Genomic DNA, 17,707 nt, shown 5'->3' with positions numbered 1-17,707 from the left:
AGGTAGTGCACTGTGACTGTCGTTAATCTGGCATACATCCCCAGTCCGCCCCAAGGGGTGTGGCACCTCGGACCGATTCCGATCCGCGCCTACGCACTGTGCATCATCGCGGGCATCATCGCCGCACTGGTTATCGGCGATCGCCGGTGGGAACAGCGAGGCGGCGAACGCGGAGTCATCTACGACATCGCGCTGTGGGCGGTACCTTTCGGCTTGGTCGGGGGCCGGCTCTACCACGTGATGACGGACTGGCAGACCTACTTCGGCCCGCACGGCAAGGGACTCGGCAAGGCCATCGCGGTCTGGGAGGGTGGCCTGGGCATCTGGGGTGCTGTGGCCCTGGGCGGGGTAGGTGCCTGGATCGCATGCCGACGCCGGGGAATTCCCCTTCCTGCCTTCGCCGACGCGATCGCGCCGGGCATCGTGCTGGCCCAGGCGATCGGCAGGCTGGGTAACTACTTCAATCAGGAACTCACCGGTGGTCCGACCACACTGCCGTGGGGGCTGGAGCTGTTCTACCGCCGTTCGGCCGACGGCACGGTCGACGTGCTGAACCTCAATGGTGTGTCCACCGGTGAGGTGGCCCAGGTTGTTCATCCGACTTTCCTTTACGAATTGTTGTGGAACGTCCTGGTTTTCGCACTTCTCATCGTCGTCGACCGCCGCTTCAAGATTGGGCATGGGCGCCTGTTCGCGATGTATGTCGCGGCATATTGCGTAGGACGCTTCTGGGTCGAGTTGATGCGCGTGGATCCGGCCACTCAGTTCGGGGGAATTCGGGTCAACTCGTTCACCTCAACGCTGGTGTTCCTCGGCGCAGTCGCCTACATCCTGCTGGCGCCCAAGGGGCGCGAGGATCCGGCAAGCCTCGCCGGCACGGCGGCCCAGTCGACAGCCGAGGAAGCACAGGACGAGGCCACGGAAGATTCCACGGAGACCACCGTTGTCGGGAAAGCCGGCGAAACGGCCGAGATCACCGACGAAAGCAGCACCAAGGATCTCCAGGACGACGCTCCGGGCGAACAGGCCGAGAATTCTGGCATTGTGGAGAAATGACCGAGAGCACTCCGCCTCCCTTCGGAACGCCTCCGCCGGTACCTCCGCCCGGCATCCCTTATCCGCCTCCGTATGTCGATCCCTCGGCTCCTTACGGGCGCGATCCGGCCACCGGCGCACCGTATTCGGATAAGTCGAAGCTGGTCGCGGGCTTGCTGCAATTGCTGGGCCTGGTCGGATTTCTGGGTTTCGGGCGAATCTATCTGGGCCAGACCCTGCTGGGCGTTGTTCAGCTGCTGGTCGGTTTTGTGACCTTCGGGATCGTCGCGGTCATTTGGGCCATCGTCGACGCGGTCCTGATCTTCGGTGGCAAGGTCAGCGATAAGGCTGGTCGCCAGCTTCGGGATTGAGGTGTGCCAGAATTGGTATGACCGGGACGACCCGGTTATTTCTTCGCCAGGGGACGGCCTCACCGAATACGGAGGTATTTCTCATGGTGTGGTTCGTCCTGGTTCTCGCGGGACTGCTCGAAGTGGGTTGGGCAATCGGCCTCAAGTACACCGAGGGTTTCACGCGACTGTGGCCCACGGTCGGCACCGTCGGATCAATGATCATCAGCATCGCGCTGCTCGGCATTGCCATGAAAAGCCTGCCGGTGGGTACCGCATACGCGATCTGGGTGGGCGTCGGGGCCGTGGGCACAGCGATTCTGGGCATTGTGCTGTTCGGCGACTCGGCGAACATCTGGCGTCTGATCAGCTTGGGGTTGATCGTGGCCGGCATCATCGGCCTGAAATTGGCTTCCTGACAACGCAAACCGGCCAAGGTAACCGGCGGATGAATCGTGCTCGCGCCGACTCGTGAGTAGGTATCACCCCGACTATGCTCAAAAGCCGTGACGAGACGCGGAAAGATTGTTTGTACCCTCGGCCCTGCGACCGGTTCAGCTGAGCTTGTACATGCGCTCGTCGAAGCGGGCATGGACGTGGCGCGGCTGAACTTCAGCCATGGCGAGCACGCCGATCACGAGCAGAACTATCGCTGGGTACGTCGGGCATCAGACGATTCCGGGCGCGCGGTGGGTGTCCTCGCCGATCTGCAGGGGCCCAAGATCAGGCTGGGTCGGTTCGCCACTGGATCCGCTCACTGGGCGACGGGCGAACTGGTGCGCATCACCGTCGAGGACGTGGTGGGCACCCCCGATCGGGTTTCCACCACGTACAAGCAGTTGGCGGCCGACGCGGCGGTGGGCGACAGGCTCCTGGTGGACGACGGCAAGGTCGGCTTGACCGTAGAAGCCATCGAAGGTGACGACGTCGTTTGCCGGGTTACCGAGGGAGGGCCGGTCAGCAACAACAAGGGGCTGTCACTGCCCGGGATGAACGTCTCCGTGCCGGCGTTGTCCGAAAAAGACATCGCTGACCTTGAGTTCGCGCTGCGCCTCGGGGTCGACCTCATCGCGCTCTCGTTTGTGCGCTCACCCAGCGATGTCGAGCTGGTGCATGCCGTGATGGACCGCGTCGGGCGCCGCGTGCCGGTGATCGCCAAGCTGGAGAAGCCCGAGGCCGTTGCCAATCTCGAGGCGATCGTGCTGGCCTTCGACGCGATCATGGTCGCCCGCGGTGACCTCGGTGTGGAACTGCCGCTCGAGGATGTGCCGATTGTCCAGAAGCGGGCCATCCAGATCGCCCGGGAAAACGCTCGCCCGGTCATCGTGGCAACCCAGATGCTCGAGTCGATGATCGAGAATTCGCGGCCCACCCGCGCCGAGGCATCCGATGTCGCCAATGCCGTGCTGGATGGTGCCGACGCCGTGATGTTGTCGGGAGAGACGTCAGTGGGCAAGTATCCGCTGGAGGCGGTACGCACCATGGCCCGCATCGTCTCGGCGGTGGAAAGCCACTCGGTGAGCGCGCCCCCGCTGACACATGTTCCGCGCACCAAACGTGGCGTCATCTCGTATGCGGCGCGCGATATCGGCGAGCGTCTCAACGCCAAGGCTCTCGTCGCGTTCACGCAGTCCGGCGATACGGTCCGCAGGCTGGCCCGGCTGCACACTCCACTGCCGGTGCTGGCGTTCACTCCGTTGCCCGAGGTGCGCAGTCAGCTGGCGCTCACCTGGGGCACCGAGACCTTCATCGTCCCGGTCATGGAAACCACTGACGGCATGATCCAACAGGTGGACACGGCATTGCTGGCGATGGAGCGCTATCAGCGGGGCGATCTCGTGGTGATCGTCGCGGGCGCGCCGCCGGGAACAGTAGGCTCGACCAATCTGATCCACGTGCACCGGATCGGCGAGGACGACCACTAGGAGTTCAGCATCAGCAACGCACCGGACTTTGAACAGCTTCTTGCGCTGCTGGAACTGAAGAATCCCGAGACGGACGTCTTTGTCGGCGGGCATCCGACCGTGAATCCACCGCGCACCTTCGGCGGGCAGTTGATGGCCCAGTCGGTGGTGGCGTCCGGGCGTACCGTGTCGGACAGACTCTCGCTGGCGGCGATCTCGACGCATTTCATCAACGGTGGCGACCCCGAACAGGACATCGAGTTCCGGGTGCAGCGGTTGCGGGACGAGCGGAGTTTCGCCAATCGGCGAGTGGACGCCGTCCAGGGTGAATTGTTGCTGTCTTCGGCGTTGGTGTCCTATCTCAAGGATTCGCCGGGACTGGAACACGCGGTGACGGCACCGGCGGTGGCCGATCCGGAGACGCTGCCGTCCATCGACGAGCACCTGGTCGGCTACGAGGAGACCGTGCCGATGTTCGTGGCCGCGCTCAAGCCCATCGAATGGCGGTACGACAACGATCCGGCATGGGTTCTGAAGGCCAAATCTGAACGGTTGCAACATAATCGGGTTTGGATGAAGACCCATGCGAACCTGCCCGATGATCCGGTGCTACACAGTGCCGCACTGGTCTACTCCTCGGACACCACGGTGCTGGACTCGATCATCACCACGCACGGTCTGTCCTGGGGATACGACCGGATCTTCGCCGCGACGATCAACCACAGCGTGTGGTTTCACCGCCCGCTTCGGTTCGACGACTGGGTGCTCTACGCCACGGAGTCGCCGGTGGCCTCGGCGGGACGCGGAATGGGCGCGGGCCGCTACTTCGATCGCACTGGGATGTTGCTGGCCAGTACTATCCAGGAAGGCATCATCAAATACTTCCCGGGGCGGTCATGATTCGTATTCTTTCTCTGCTGGTGCTGGTTCTCACCGTTATCACCATCATTTCCATCATCAAGGATCCAGCCAAGCCCAACGGCGAGAAGCTCCCGTGGGCCATCATCGTGCTCGTCTTCCCGGTCTTCGGCCCCATATTGTGGTTTGCCATCGGGAAGAGCGATCCCACCGATCGCTGGTAGTTCCGGGCGTATCCTGGAGCTTGGATGTGAGCACCAGGGGAGGTGGCTGAATGTTAGAACCATCAGCGACAACCACCCATGTGCGCATCGCTGAACGTGTTGCGGTTCATAGTGATTCGCGATCCGCTCGTTTCTTGAGTGCCGCCGCCGTGCTCTTCGTGGCGGGTTGGCTGGTGCTTTTGGTCGCCCATGCCGGATACCTCAGACACCCCGATTTCGATGAAATCCTCTGGCCTCTCACCGTTCTGCTCTGCGTCGGATTCATCGCGCGGGGCATCTTCCTCGGCAGACCGGTCACCTACGGACACGCGGCATGGGCGGCGGTCGCCGTGCTGACCGCGTTGGCCGCCAGTGTGCTGCAGTTCGAACGCACCGGCGACGTACTGGTTGTGGCCTCGGGTCTCATCCTGATGTGGCCGACGTCGGCACGGGCCCAGCCGGAGGCGCTGGCCGAGGTGTGTGCCCTGGTCGCGGCGACCCGCGACGATCCGCTGGCGGTGTTCGCCATGCATTCGCGCAAGTCCTACTACTTCAGCGCGGACCGCACCGCGGCCGTCGCCTACCGGACCCGCGGGGGATTTGCTGTGGTCGGCGGCGACCCGATCGGTGATGAATCTCGGTTCCCGGCGCTGATCGGGGACTTCGCGGCCATGTGTCGTTCACACGGTTGGCGCATCGCGATACTCGGATGCGGTGAGCGGTGCCTACCGCTGTGGAGCGACGCCCGGGAGATCGGGCACCACCTGCACGCCGTGGCCGTCGGCCGTGATGTCGTCGTGGATGTACAGACCTTTGACCTCGTCGGACGAAAGTACCGGAACCTTCGCCAGGGCGTACAGCGCACCCATAACGCGGGAATGACGACGGAGATCGTCGACGAGCGCACTCTTGACAGTGCCACGCGTGCGGAGCTGCGGGAGGTGATGGAGCTTTCGCATGGCGGCCGCTTCGAGCGGGGGTTTTCGATGATCCTCGACGGGGCATTGCTCGGTCGCTATCCCGGCATCCGGCTCATCATCGCCCGGGACGATCTGGGCATGGTGCAGGGATTTCATCGGTACGCCACGTCCGGCGGCGGCGCCGACGTGTCTCTCGACGTCCCGTGGCGGCGCCCCGGCGCGCCCAACGGGATCGATGAGCGGCTCACGATCGACATGATCGCCCGTGCGAAGTCGGACGGGACGCGCCGGTTGTCGCTCGCGTTCGCGGCGTTCCCCGAGATTTTCGCCGAGAAGGAGCGCACCCGGTGGCACCGGCTGTGCTACTCGGCCATTCATGTGCTCGATCCGCTGATCGCGCTGGAGTCCTTGTACCGCTATCTGCGTAAGTTCCACGCGCTCGGGGATCGGCGGTACGTCCTCGTGCAGATGTCGGCAGTTCCGCTGGTGGCATTCGCGTTACTCAGCCTGGAATTCGCACCGCGATTGCGGCCCAGCGCACCTGCGCGACCTGCCGCGTAACAGGACATTAACGTCGGGAAAACGCGCACGAATTGGGCAGTGGACAGGCTGTCCGCGTGACCGACACTCTCGATACGACTGCATCCGCACCCGTTTCGTCTGCTCCGTCCAGCCATGACGCCTCCGAGAGCGCGGCTCTGCGAGAGACGTTGGAGGATTACACACTCCGCTTCGCGCCCAGGCGTTTTCGGCGCTGGAGCCCTGCCGTGGTTGGCGTGACCGCGCTGGGTGGTATCGCATACCTGGCCGATTTCGCGATCGGCGCCAACATCGGCATCTCCTACGGCACCGGAAACGCCCTGTGGGGTATCGGTGTTTTCGCGGTCATCATTATTTTGACCGGTATCCCGTTGTCCTACTATGCGGCCCGCTACAACATCGATCTTGACTTGATCACGCGGGGAAGCGGATTCGGATACTACGGCAGCATCGTCACCAACATCATCTACGCGACGTTCACGTTCATATTCTTCGCCCTCGAAGGGTCGATCATGGCGCAGGGGCTCAAACTTGGGCTCGGTGTACCGGTACCCATCGGATATGCGATGTCCACCATCATCATCATTCCGCTGGTCATCTACGGGATGAAGGCGCTCTCGGTGCTGCAGGTGTGGACCACCCCGCTATGGCTCGTCATGATGGTCATCCCGTTCGTCTATCTCGTTGTGCGCCATCCTGACTCCATCGCATCTTTCTTCGCCTATGGCGGTAAGGACGCGCAGGGCGTCAACCTTGGCTCGATCATGCTTGCCGCTGGGGTCTGCCTGTCGTTGATCGCCCAGATCGCCGAGCAGATCGACTATCTGCGCTTCATGCCACCGAAAACCCCCCAGAACAGCCGCCGTTGGTGGACGGCGATGCTGCTGGCGGGACCCGGCTGGGTGTTGTTCGGTGCCATCAAGCAGGTCATCGGACTGTTCCTGGCGGTGTATCTCATCGCCAATGTGGCGGGTGGGGCAGCGGTGGCCAACCAGCCGGTGCACCAGTTCCTGGAGATTTACCAGAACATGATGCCGCACTGGCTCGCGATCACGTTGGCAGTGATCCTGGTGGTGATCAGCCAGATCAAGATCAATGTCACCAACGCCTATTCGGGGTCGCTGGCGTGGACCAATTCATTCACCCGCATCACCAAGCACTACCCGGGCCGATTGATCTTCGTGCTGTTCAACCTGCTCATCGCGCTGGTACTCATGGAAGCCAACATGTTCGACTTCCTGAACACCATCCTCGGGTTCTACGCCAACTGCGGTATGGCATGGGTGGTCACGGTCGCCTCGGATATCGCGATCAACAAGTACGTCCTCAAACTCTCACCCAAGGAGCCGGAGTTCCGGCGCGGGATGCTGTACGACGTCAATCCAGTTGGATTTGTCTCGATGCTGCTATCGGCGGGCATCTCCATCCTGGTCTTCTTCGGCGTGTTCGGTGCGGCAATCCGTCCCTACTCACCGATCGTGGCGGTGGTCATTGCCTTTGTACTGCCACCGATTCTGGCAGTGGCAACGCGCGGCAGGTATTACTTGCGGCGCAGCGACGATGGTATCGACCTGCCCATGTACGACGAGTACGGCAATCCATCCGGGGAGCTGCTCCGGTGCGCGGTCAGCGGCATCGAGTTCGAGCGACCCGACATGCTGGCGTCGGCGAAGCGGGGCCCAGATGGTGAGCCGCAGTACATTTCATCGCTCAGTTTGGCCACCGACCGGATCGGCGAGCACGTGCTGCCTGCCGACCCACCGCGGCCGTAGCCGGTCAGGGCTTCGGATTGCCGGCCTTCTGGTTCATCCGCTTTTCGAAGTCGTTCTGGCACACGGTGGCCTTGGCTTGATCGCCCTTGGCGTTGGACAGACAGGTCATGAAGTCGGTCATGCCGGCTGATTTCATGAAGACCAGGGTGAAAACGAGAATCGCCGAGGACAGCAGAATCGCAAGGCCGCCCAGTGCGATACCCGCGATCGCCACACCGCGATTGTTCGCCTCGGCGCGTTTGACTCTGAGCAGGCCCACTATCCCGAGGACAACCGCTATCAGGCCGCCTAACAAGCCGCCAAACACTGTGCATGACAACAGGACGGCAATTATCCCGAGAATCAGCGCGCCAGTGCCGAGGCCGTTTCTCGGTGGGGGAACGGGCACTCCGGGCATTCCGTATGGGTACGGATAGGGATAGGGCGGCGGGTAACCTCCGGCTGGCGGGAACGGCGGGGGCGGAGGTGGCGTTTCCGTCATACCTGCACTGTATCGCCGAGCCGGATGCGAAGGCATGGCACCGAGTCGGGCAGATGATGGGTGGCCACCACGACGGTCCGCCCGGCCAGCAAGGAGCTCTTGCCGTCCAACAATTCCCGCAGAAACATCTCCGAAGCGTTTCTATCGAGATGTTCGGTAGGTTCATCCAACAGCAACACCGGCACCCGGGAGAGCAGCGCACGGGCAAGCAGAAGACGCCGGCGCTGCCCGCCCGACACCGATGCCGCACCCGCGGCCAAAACCGTGTCCAGTCCGTGCGGCAGCGACTCGATCCAACCTCCCAGACCCACCATGTTCAGCGCGTCCATCACGTCGCCATCGGTGGCATCACCACGCGCGACGAGGAGGTTGTCACGCACAGTGGTCGCGAACAGGTGCGCGTCCTCGGCGAAAAACCGGATGAGCCCCGGTAGTTCAGCACCAGGGAGGTCCCTGAGTGCGTAGTCGTCTACCCGGACGCTGCCCGACACCGGCCGCGCGAGTCCGGCGAGGGCCATCAGCAATGAGGTCTTGCCGATACCGCTGGCACCGGTGATCGCCATCCGGGCTCCGGCCGGCAGCTGGAAAGTGAGCGGGCCGGAGGTGGAATCGCCAGCACGCCAACATAGCTCGGCGCATCGGAGAGCGGCCCCGAGATTCTCGGTGCTGGGCATCACATCAGCTGGTGCGGCTGCCTCGTCGCCTGCGGCCAGCTCCTGTAGATGCCACGCCGACGCACGCGAGCGAGCGATGCCGATCGCCGCGCCGGGCAACGCCGTCGACGCTTCGAATGCCGCCAACGGCAGCAGTACCAGGATCGCCAGGGTGGTGGGAGCGAGATGACCTGCCAACTCCACGGCCGAGGCCAGTGCTCCCACCGAGGCGATCCCGACCGCCAGGGCGGGCGCGACCGCCGACCACGCGGCCGGAGCGGCCGCGGCGTCCTGTGCCCGCGCCCATTCCCCGCGCCGTTGACGGGCCAGTTCAAGCTGACGCGGTAACAGGCCGCCCACCCGCAGTTCTGGGGCGTGGTCGAGGATCTGGACCACGGTCTCGGACTGCAAGGCGCGCGCCTGGCCGCCGCGGATCTCCCGGGCCCTGGATGCGCGCACTGCCAGTGCTGGCGCCAGGACATCGGCGATCAACAGTGCGCCGCCCAGGACAGCTGCGGCGGGCAGCGATATCAGCGCGATCGCCACCGTCGCCGCGACCCCGAGCACGGCGGCCACCGCGGCGGGGATCACGCTGCGGACTACGGTGTCGGCCAGTTCGTCGATGTCCGCCCCGATCCGATCGAGCATCGCGCCCCTACGCAGCGTCCCCGGAGAAGCGCCGATGAGGCGTGCGTACACATGAGCGCGCACCGTGGCGGCGCCGCGTAACGCGATATCGTGGCCGGCAAGTCGTTCGCAGTATCGCCAGATACCGCGCGAGATGCCCAGTGCCCGCACCGCGACCACGGCCACCGACAAATCGAGAACCGGTGGCATCTGCCATGCACGGGTGATCAGCCATGCCGATAACCCGGCGAGAGCCAGCGCGCTGCCCAGGGACAACACCCCGAATGCCACGGCCAAGGCCAGCCGTGCCGGCCGCACACGCAAGGCGATCAGCCAGTGCCGTAATGGATCAGAGCTGGGCGGCATGTCTTGCCTGCACGGTAAAGACTTCGTCGGCCGCTGCCAGCACCGGAGCCCGATGACCCACCAGCACGACTGTTGTTCCTGCCCGCGCACGGGCAACGAGTGCGGCCAGCACCGCGGCTTCGGTATCGGCGTCTAGATGCGCGGTGGGCTCGTCGAGAAGCAGGATCGGCCGATTGGTGCCCAGAGTCCGGGCCAAGCACAACCGTTGGCGTTCTCCCAGTGACAAGCCGGCGCCACCGGCGCGAAGGTGGGTCTCCATTCCCTCCGGCAAGGCCGCCAGCGTCTTGTCGAACTGGCTATCGGCGAGAGCCGAGTCCAGATCGTCCAGCGGCCCAAAGATTTCGAGGTTGTCGCGCACCGTGCCCGGTATCAGCACCGGGCGCTGTGGCATCCACCCGATCATCGACCACCAGCTGTCGCGGTCGATCCGGTCAAGTGCCACCCCGGCTATCAGCACGCGGCCGGCCGCTGGCGCGGTAAGACCGGCCATCGCATGCAGTGCCGTGGATTTGCCCGCACCGTTGTGCCCGGTGAGCACCGTGACCGCGCCCGGCCGGACGGTTGCCGTCAGTTCCCAAGGCGCATAACCACTTCTATCCGGCACGCTCAGCGCGTCCAGTTCGATACGCGGCCGGTCCGGCGCCTGCATTCCTCCGCTGAGCTGTGTGGGTGTGGAAGCGGTGAGAGCGTCGAGTAGTTGGAAGGTCTTGTCGGCCGCCGCTGTTCCATCGGCGGCGCTGTGGAATTGGATGCCGACCCGGCGTAGCGGCCAGTACACCTCGGGTGCCAGGATCAACACCGTCAACGCGGTGGTCAGATCCAGGTGTCCGAACACCAGCCGCATGCCGATACTCACCGCGATGAGGGCCACGCTGAGCGTCGCGATCATCTCCAGAACCATCGCCGAGAGGAATGCCACACGCAGCGTGGCCATCACCGAACGCCGCTGCGCGGCGCCGAGTTCGGTGATGCGGCGCAACGGTGTCGCGGTGCGGCCCAACGCACGCAATGTCGGAATGCCCACGACCAGATCGAGAATCTGACTGGTGGCCGCGGTCGACGCGTCCAGCGCCGCCTCGGCGCGATCGCGGGTGAGAAGACCGATGAGGATCATGAACACCGGTATCAGCGGCAGGGTTATCGCCACAATGACGGCCGATCGGACATCGGAGAACGCGATCAGCACCGCGGCGGCGGGCGTCACGATCGTGGCGCTGAGCAGGGCGGGCAGATACCCGGCGAAGTAGGGCCGCAGGTCGTCGAGGCCGCGGGTCAGTACCTCGGTGGCCGAATCGCGATGCTGTTCCAGATCGCGCGGTTGTGCCTGAGCGATCGTCGACAGCAGCTGGTCGTCGAGGTCGGCGATGACACCTGTCGCACTGCGCTCACTGAAACGGACCTGCACACCGTGGGCTACCGCCCGCAGCACCCAAAGTGCGGCCAGAACGATCAAAGGCTGCCCCATATGCGCGATATCTCGCGCCGTGGGGTCGGTGATCAGCAGCGCGAGGGCGCGGGCCAATACGACGGCGATCAGCAGCGTGCATGCCGTCATCACCAGCTCGCACAGCACCGTCAGGATCAGGTACCGGCGGGCTGGTGCGCTGCGCCGCCATAGTCGGGGATCGACCGGGGCGCTGCGCGATCTCGTCATCGCACAGGCAGCCCGACGGGATCGGGAATCTGTTCGGCCGAGATGCGCTGACGAAACACCCAGTAGGTCCAGCCCTGATAGATCAGCACGACAGGCGCGGTGACCGCAGCCGCCCAACTCATCACCTTGAGCGTGTACGGGCTGGAGGACGCATTGACGATAGTCAGGTTGTAGGCCGGATCAAGGCTGGACACAATCAGATTCGGGTACAGCGAGCCGAAGAGCAACACCACCACCGAGACCACCGTCAGACAGGTGCACGCGAAGGCCCAGCCGTCGCGGGAAACCCGGGACGCCGCTGCCGCGCCCACCAATGACAGCGCGGCGATGGCGAGCGCTATCCATGTCCAGGACTTGCCGTAGGCGAGCTGTGTCCACAGTCCGTAGCCGCCGGCAGCAATTATCACCGGCACCGCCAGCTTGCGGGCCAGCGCGACAGCGTCTTCGCGGACCGCTCCAGCGGTTTTCAGCGAAAGGAAGAGCGCGCCATGGAAGGCGAAAACCCCTACGAACACCACGCCACCGAGTAGCACGTACGGCCGCAGGACGTCACCGACAGTCAGGGCGAGCTGTTTGGCATGGTCCACGGGCAATCCGGCGAGCAGCGATGAGAAGGCCACACCCCACAGCAGCGCCGGTATCCAGGAGCCGATGGCGATCCCGAGATCGCACCGTGCACGCCAGCGCGGATCGTCGATCTTTCCGCGCCATTCGATGGCGACCACCCGCAGAATCATGGACACGAGGATCAGCAAGAGTGGGATGTACAGGCCGGAGAATACGGTCGCGTACCAGTGCGGGAACGCGGCGAACATGGCGCCACCGGCGGTGATCAGCCAGACCTCGTTGCCGTCCCATACCGGGCCGATCGTGTTGAGTACGGCGCGCCGCCGGCGATCGTCCCCGTGCCCAAGTGGATGCATCAGCATCCCGACGCCGAAATCGAAGCCTTCCAGTACCAAGAACCCCAGGAAAAGCACCGCCACGACGACGAACCAGAACTGTTGCAATGTGGTCGGATTCATGTTCGGAACCTCCTTACGTGCCTGGTCGGGTCAGTAGGCGAACGACAGTGGTTTGACGCTGTCGTCGCCGGTAGCGGGCGGGGCGGGCTCGGCGTCATGCTCGAGGGGGCCTTCAATCGTGTAGCGGCGGATGAGCCAGAACCACACGACGCCGAGCGCTCCGTACAGCAGCGTGAAGGTGATCAGTGACAACCAGACCGTCGCTGCCGAATGGTGTGACACCGCCATGTCGACCGTGAGCCGAATCTGTTCCACCCCCGTGGGATTGGGTGCTACCACCCACGGTTGGCGACCCATTTCGGTGAACACCCACCCGGCGCTGTTGGCCAGAAAGGGCGTCGGGATGGCCAGGATTGACAGCCAGGCGAACCAGCGCTGATTGGGGATCCGCCCGCGGCGGGTGACCCAAAGTCCGGCCAATGCCAGCAGGGCTGACCCGGCGGCAAGTCCGATCATCATGCGGAAGGACCAGTAGGTCACAAACAGATTGGGCCGGTAGTTGCGCGGACCGAACTTCTGCTCGTACTCCTTCTGCAGGTTTTCGACTCCCTGGAGGGTGACGCCGGTGAATTTGCTCTCCGCAAGGAACGGCAGGATATAGGGCAGAGAGATGGCGTGTATAACGCTGGCACAGTTGTTGTGAGTGCCCACCGTCAATACCGAAAACTTGGGGTCCTTCTCGGTGAAGCAGAGCGATTCGGCAGAGGCCATCTTCATGGGCTGCTGTTGGAACATCAGCTTGCCCTGAACATCTCCGGTGGCCCCCAACGCGACCCCGGCCAGGATCATGACCGCGCACCCGCCGATTGCGGCGGGCCGGTACATCGTGCGCGCGTCGTCGAGCGTTCCGAGCTTGTGTGAGCGCACCATCCACCATCCGCAGATACCGGCGACGAATGTGCCGGCGGTCAGCAAGGATCCGGCGACGGTGTGCGGGAATGCTGCCAATGCCGTGTTGTTGGTGAGCAGTTCGGTGATGCTGGTGAGCTCCGCGCGACCCGTCTCGGGGTTGTAGACGGCACCGACGGGGTGCTGCATGAAGGAGTTGGCGGCGATAATGAAGAAGGCCGACGCGTTGACCCCGATGGCTACCATCCAGATACAGGCCAGATGAACCAGTTTGGGCAGCCGAGTCCACCCGAATATCCACAGACCCAGAAAGGTTGATTCCAGGAAGAAGGCGACCAGGCCTTCCAGCGCCAGGGGAGCGCCGAATACGTCGCCGACAAAACGCGAGTACTCGCTCCAGTTCATACCGAACTGGAATTCCTGCACGATTCCGGTCGCTACGCCCAGCGCGAAGTTGATGAGAAACAACTTGCCGAAGAACTTGGTCAGTCGATACCACGAGTTGTTTCCGGTCACCACCCAGGCCGTCTGCATGAGGGCGATCAAGGGTGCGAGCCCAATGGTCAACGGCACCAAGACGAAGTGGTACACGGTGGTGATACCGAACTGCCATCGGGATACATCCAGGGCGTTCATCGCCACCTCCTACGACGCAGCGTAGTAGTAGTTGCAGGACAAGATCAACGCGATACGGGCCACATTTACTAATACGCCAACGAGACCAACGTAGGGCGGTAAACGCCTGAACCCATGCGATGGATGCTCTTAGCGGATGCGTCTGGGCGCGGCGAGCGACCGCAGCGCCGGCGCGACCGGCGGGCCCACCAGGAATTCTTCGGTGCTCCCGGCGTCCAGAGCACGCCGGTAGATCTCGGCGGCCCCGCGCACGGCATCGACAGTCACCTCGATGTCGGCGGCGGTGTGTGCGGCCGAGATCACAAATGACTGTCCCAGTACTCCACGGCGCAATAGTTCCTGAAGCAGTAATGCCCGATAGGCCTGCGAGGGCTGTCCATCCGGCCCTAGGCTCGTAAAGGTGAGGCACGATGGGCGACCGATGGTCCGGATGTATTCGCCCACATCATGTTCCGCGGTGGCTATGGCCACAGCATCGGCGAGGCGGCGGCCCGCTGCCTCCATGGCGTGTACTGGCGCGTCGTCCCGGTAGGCCTGCACCACAGCACGAAACGCCGCCAGCCCCACGGCTTCTGGCCCATTGGTGGTGGAGAGCAGAAATGTTCGAGGATCGTCGGTGCGCAGACCGCCGCGCTCCATGTACGCCCTCTTGCCTGCCAGCGCGGCGATCGCGAATCCGTTGCCCATCGCCTTACCCCAGCAGGACAGATCTGGAGTGACGCCGTAGACCGCCTGGGCGCCGGCGCGCGACCAGCGAAAGCCAGTGATGATCTCGTCGAAAACCAACAGAGCTCCGTGATTGGTGCACAGTGCCCGTACGGACTCCAAAAACCCGGGCGCCGGCTCGGCCGCGGCACTGGCGGCCTCCATGATGACGCAGGCGATCTCACCGGGGTACTGCTCGAAAAGTGCTGTCAGCGAGCCGAGATCGTTGTAGTTGAACCTGACGACCTCTGCGGTGGCGGTTTTGGGGATGCCGGCATTCATCTCGGTGGTTCCGATGAACCAATCGTCGGTGGAGAAGAACGGCTGATGGCACACCGCGACCATCGTCCGTCCGGTCACGGCACGCGCCAGGCGAAGTGCGGCAGTGGTGACATCGGACCCGTTTTTGGCGAACTTGACCATCTCGGCAGTCGGTACGGTGCGCAGAAAATCCTCGGCGGCTTGCGCTTCGAACACCGTGGGGCGGCTGAAACTCACTCCCTGGTTTAGGGTTTCACGAACCGCCTCGACGACAGGGGCGTACGCGTGACCGAGAGTGATCGCGCGCAGGCCCATGCCGTATTCCACGTAGGCGTTGTCGTCGGCGTCCCATACCCGTGCACCCAATCCGCGGGTCAGCACCGGCGCCATGCCCAGCGGGTACTGATCGGCACCGCGCGCGTAGGTATGCGCGCCTCCCGGCACCGCGCGATGCAGCCGGGTCTGCCACGCGTTGGATCGTTCGAAGCCTCTGTGCGTCACGTCGGTACTTCCTTGTTTCGTCTCACCATGGCCCAGGCGGCGCCCGACAGCACAATCAGCAGCCAGCGGACCATCGAAACTTGTTGAAAAGCAGACACATCCAGCACGGTGCTCACCACCGTCAGTGCTACGAGCGCACCGAGCACTCCGTTGATCAGTTCCGTGATGGCGGTGTCCGTGCAGTGATTGCGTGCCGTACCGGCATACCCGATCGCGGTGATCATCAGAACGACCAGGGCAAGCAGGCCCACGACACCACCCTCGATCAGCCTGCTGAGGTATTCGTTGTCGAGAACCGGTTGTTCGGGACCCAACGGGTAGGTGAACGACCCTTGCCCCAACCAAAAATGTTCGGTCCAGTGCGCCATCACATAGTCGATTCCGCGGGCCCGCGATTGCAGGGACGGATCATCGGCGCTGCCCATGAAGGTGCTGACGATCGCGTCGAAGACACCGAGGCCACTGACGGCCGCGAGCGCCGCTGTTCCGGCCGCGGCGCAGAGTAATCCGACAAGGCGGCGCACCGGCCAGCGCCATGCCATCACCAGCACGGCGGCGGCCAATCCGATAAACGCGGATCGGGAGACCGTGACCACGGAGCCTGCGATCACCACGGCCGTCAAGACGGCCCATGGCCAGGTTTTCCTGCCACCCGCTTTGGCGCTGTACACCAGCGCCAGCCCAATGGGCGCGATGGCTGTGAGCACCGCGCTGAGTTCGAGTGCGTGCGCGGCAGCACCCTGCGCACGCACCACACCCTCACGCACGATGTCGTGCGCGACACCGGTGTCGCGGAATTTCATGATTCCGGGAATTCGGATCATCGCCGCGACGTCGAGACCGGTCGCGAACTGAACCAGCGCCAGGGTCGCGGTGATGGCCCCACCGATGAGAAGCGCCTTCAACAAGATCTCGATGGTTCGCGCGGAGTTGTGGGGTTGGGCGGCAAAGAGGAAGACGAAGCCGATGAGCGTCACCACGGTGACCGCGAAGGCGGCCATGCCCTGCCCGGCTTGTATCAACCCGGCCTGCGGAAGGATCCGGGTGGTCACGACATTGAAGGACACCACAGTGGTCAGCAGCGAGACGAGGATCGCGATAGACAGGCCTCGCGCTCCCAGGGTGAGGCGCTGCCCGGAAAGCACCCAATAGATGCCGAGTGCGCCGATGAGCGTCAACGCGACCTGTGCTGGGCTCAATCCCTTCAGCGCGTAGACCGCATAGACCTGACGGGTGCCCAAGAGCACGATCAGGGCCGAGGCCGCGAACGTGACGATATCCGGTCCGCCGTCGCGGACCGTTCGGCGTGCGCTACCGATCCGGGGCAGGCTTATCGTCACGCCAGCTCCGGAAATCGGTCAGTCGGGGAGGAGTCCAGTTCAGCACCGCTTGGGCCAGTGCCTCGTCGTCGATCTCAACGTCGTCAAGATCGTCATCGATGACCATCGGTGTCGACTTGTTTGCTGAATCGCGGCCCTCGCCGTCGGAAGCTGCCGCCGCAGGCACCTGTACCGACCCGGTCGTCATGGCCGACTCGCCCGCGTCGTGCGATGGGGCAGTCTTCGCCGGCGGCTGTGTGTCGGTCGACTTCGGTTCGGACTTTTCTTTGCGGCGACGGGTCACAAGTGCGTCGTACACCAACAGCACGATGATTCCGCCCAGCAGCGCCGCGACCGCCAGCGAACCGGCGGACTTCATCGAGCTGGTGGACATCACCACCGGCGCGGTGGGTTCCTGCAGCACGGTGAGGCTGGCCCAGTTCTCCGGCGATACGGAGGCGCCCACCTGCAGTTTGGTCAAATTGTCGCGCGCGACATCCAGCAGCGCCGCCGCACCGGCCTGACAATCCGAGGTGTCGCCGCAGAGCACCAGAATCGAGAGCTGAGGGGACGGTTGCTGATTGTTGGGCCCGAGATCTATGGCGTTGGAGACCTTGTAATCCACCCCCGGAGCGGCGGCCGCGATGGCGGCCTGCGCGGGCTGGCTGGACATGGAGGTGGCCAGAATCCCAGCCAGCTGCGCCTTCTCCGGTGACAGGTTCAACATCGGATTGGCACCGAGCGTGTCACCGGTCGAGGAGTACGTCGGTGGCGGTACTACCACCGCCGAGGCCGTGGATGCCCGCACCGTCACACCCTTGGTGTAGCCGTACGCGCCCGCCGCGCCCACCAGCAGAACCACCAGAAACAGCGCGATGCGCCGGTTCAGGATCCGCTTGACCAGGTCATTGACGTTCACGGCGCTCCGACTCTCGCTATCGTCCGGACTATCCGCGGTAGGCCCGCCGTCCCCATAACCAGCGTTATTGGTCACGAGCATAACCCACACTTGCCAAGCGGATGGCATCGCAGCGCTAGGCTGTCCGCC

The 17,707-nt window shown here is 64.0% G+C and carries 16 protein-coding genes; 8 read left to right on the top strand and 8 right to left on the bottom strand.

Going from position 1 to position 17,707, the window contains the following annotated elements:
• The first annotated feature begins 12 nt into the window (after positions 1-12).
• The 8 genes from lgt to ABG82_RS14180 all read left to right on the top strand — a co-directional run bounded on the left by lgt (position 13) and on the right by ABG82_RS14180 (position 7,582).
• On the top strand, positions 13-1,056 hold the full coding sequence (lgt, locus tag ABG82_RS14215) for a prolipoprotein diacylglyceryl transferase (RefSeq protein WP_043075691.1): 1,044 nt from the start codon (positions 13-15) through the stop codon (positions 1,054-1,056).
• Complete coding sequence (locus ABG82_RS14210; RefSeq protein ID WP_043075692.1) at positions 1,053-1,406, top strand: NINE protein; 354 nt, start codon at positions 1,053-1,055, stop codon at positions 1,404-1,406. The genes lgt and ABG82_RS14210 overlap by 4 nt, the downstream gene beginning before the upstream one ends.
• Positions 1,407-1,489: 83 nt before the next feature.
• The gene (gene sugE / locus ABG82_RS14205; RefSeq protein WP_043075693.1) at positions 1,490-1,804 is read left to right on the top strand and encodes a quaternary ammonium compound efflux SMR transporter SugE; all 315 of its coding nucleotides are present in this window, start codon (positions 1,490-1,492) and stop codon (positions 1,802-1,804) included.
• Positions 1,805-1,891: 87 nt separating this feature from the next.
• Positions 1,892-3,310, top strand: a complete 1,419-nt coding sequence (pyk, locus tag ABG82_RS14200; RefSeq protein ID WP_062826690.1) for a pyruvate kinase — start codon at positions 1,892-1,894, stop codon at positions 3,308-3,310.
• Between the two features lie 9 nt (positions 3,311-3,319).
• On the top strand, positions 3,320-4,189 hold the full coding sequence (locus ABG82_RS14195) for an acyl-CoA thioesterase II (protein WP_043075695.1): 870 nt from the start codon (positions 3,320-3,322) through the stop codon (positions 4,187-4,189).
• The gene (locus tag ABG82_RS14190; RefSeq protein WP_043075696.1) at positions 4,186-4,371 is read left to right on the top strand and encodes a PLD nuclease N-terminal domain-containing protein; all 186 of its coding nucleotides are present in this window, start codon (positions 4,186-4,188) and stop codon (positions 4,369-4,371) included. The genes ABG82_RS14195 and ABG82_RS14190 overlap by 4 nt, the downstream gene beginning before the upstream one ends.
• Positions 4,372-4,421: 50 nt before the next feature.
• Positions 4,422-5,831, top strand: a complete 1,410-nt coding sequence (locus tag ABG82_RS14185) for a bifunctional lysylphosphatidylglycerol flippase/synthetase MprF (RefSeq protein WP_043075697.1) — start codon at positions 4,422-4,424, stop codon at positions 5,829-5,831.
• Between the two features lie 56 nt (positions 5,832-5,887).
• Positions 5,888-7,582 carry a purine-cytosine permease family protein gene (locus ABG82_RS14180; RefSeq protein WP_043075698.1) on the top strand — a complete coding sequence of 565 codons (1,695 nt, stop codon included), beginning with the start codon at positions 5,888-5,890 and terminating at the stop codon, positions 7,580-7,582.
• 4 nt (positions 7,583-7,586) lie between these two features.
• On the opposite strand, the gene ABG82_RS14175 is transcribed toward ABG82_RS14180, so the two are convergent.
• The 8 genes from ABG82_RS14175 to ABG82_RS14140 form a co-directional block, all read right to left on the bottom strand.
• Positions 7,587-8,063 carry a DUF4190 domain-containing protein gene (locus ABG82_RS14175; RefSeq protein ID WP_043075699.1) on the bottom strand — a complete coding sequence of 159 codons (477 nt, stop codon included), beginning with the start codon at positions 8,061-8,063 and terminating at the stop codon, positions 7,587-7,589.
• A complete protein-coding gene (cydC, locus tag ABG82_RS14170) occupies positions 8,060-9,709 on the bottom strand; it encodes a thiol reductant ABC exporter subunit CydC (protein ID WP_043075700.1) in 1,650 nt (549 codons plus the stop codon). Before cydC ends, ABG82_RS14175 begins: the two co-directional genes overlap by 4 nt.
• Positions 9,693-11,363: a thiol reductant ABC exporter subunit CydD gene (gene cydD, locus ABG82_RS14165; protein ID WP_043075701.1), complete on the bottom strand. Its 1,671-nt coding sequence runs from the start codon at positions 11,361-11,363 to the stop codon at positions 9,693-9,695. Before cydD ends, cydC begins: the two co-directional genes overlap by 17 nt.
• The gene (cydB, locus tag ABG82_RS14160; RefSeq protein ID WP_043075702.1) at positions 11,360-12,388 is read right to left on the bottom strand and encodes a cytochrome d ubiquinol oxidase subunit II; all 1,029 of its coding nucleotides are present in this window, start codon (positions 12,386-12,388) and stop codon (positions 11,360-11,362) included. Before cydB ends, cydD begins: the two co-directional genes overlap by 4 nt.
• Positions 12,389-12,418: 30 nt before the next feature.
• Positions 12,419-13,873, bottom strand: a complete 1,455-nt coding sequence (locus ABG82_RS14155) for a cytochrome ubiquinol oxidase subunit I (protein WP_043075703.1) — start codon at positions 13,871-13,873, stop codon at positions 12,419-12,421.
• A gap of 129 nt (positions 13,874-14,002) precedes the next feature.
• Positions 14,003-15,340, bottom strand: a complete 1,338-nt coding sequence (locus ABG82_RS14150; RefSeq protein ID WP_109475887.1) for a glutamate-1-semialdehyde 2,1-aminomutase — start codon at positions 15,338-15,340, stop codon at positions 14,003-14,005.
• The gene (locus ABG82_RS14145) at positions 15,337-16,680 is read right to left on the bottom strand and encodes an O-antigen ligase family protein (protein ID WP_043075704.1); all 1,344 of its coding nucleotides are present in this window, start codon (positions 16,678-16,680) and stop codon (positions 15,337-15,339) included. The genes ABG82_RS14150 and ABG82_RS14145 overlap by 4 nt, the downstream gene beginning before the upstream one ends.
• Positions 16,652-17,653 (bottom strand): hypothetical protein, encoded by a 1,002-nt coding sequence (locus ABG82_RS14140; protein ID WP_131676208.1) that lies wholly within the window; start codon positions 17,651-17,653, stop codon positions 16,652-16,654. Before ABG82_RS14140 ends, ABG82_RS14145 begins: the two co-directional genes overlap by 29 nt.
• Positions 17,654-17,707: the final 54 nt, after the last annotated feature.

This window comes from Mycobacteroides immunogenum (assembly GCF_001605725.1).
GTDB lineage: Bacteria > Actinomycetota > Actinomycetes > Mycobacteriales > Mycobacteriaceae > Mycobacterium > Mycobacterium immunogenum.
The sequence above is the reverse complement of the archived record's forward strand: the minus strand, read 5'-3'. Positions and strand labels throughout refer to the sequence as shown.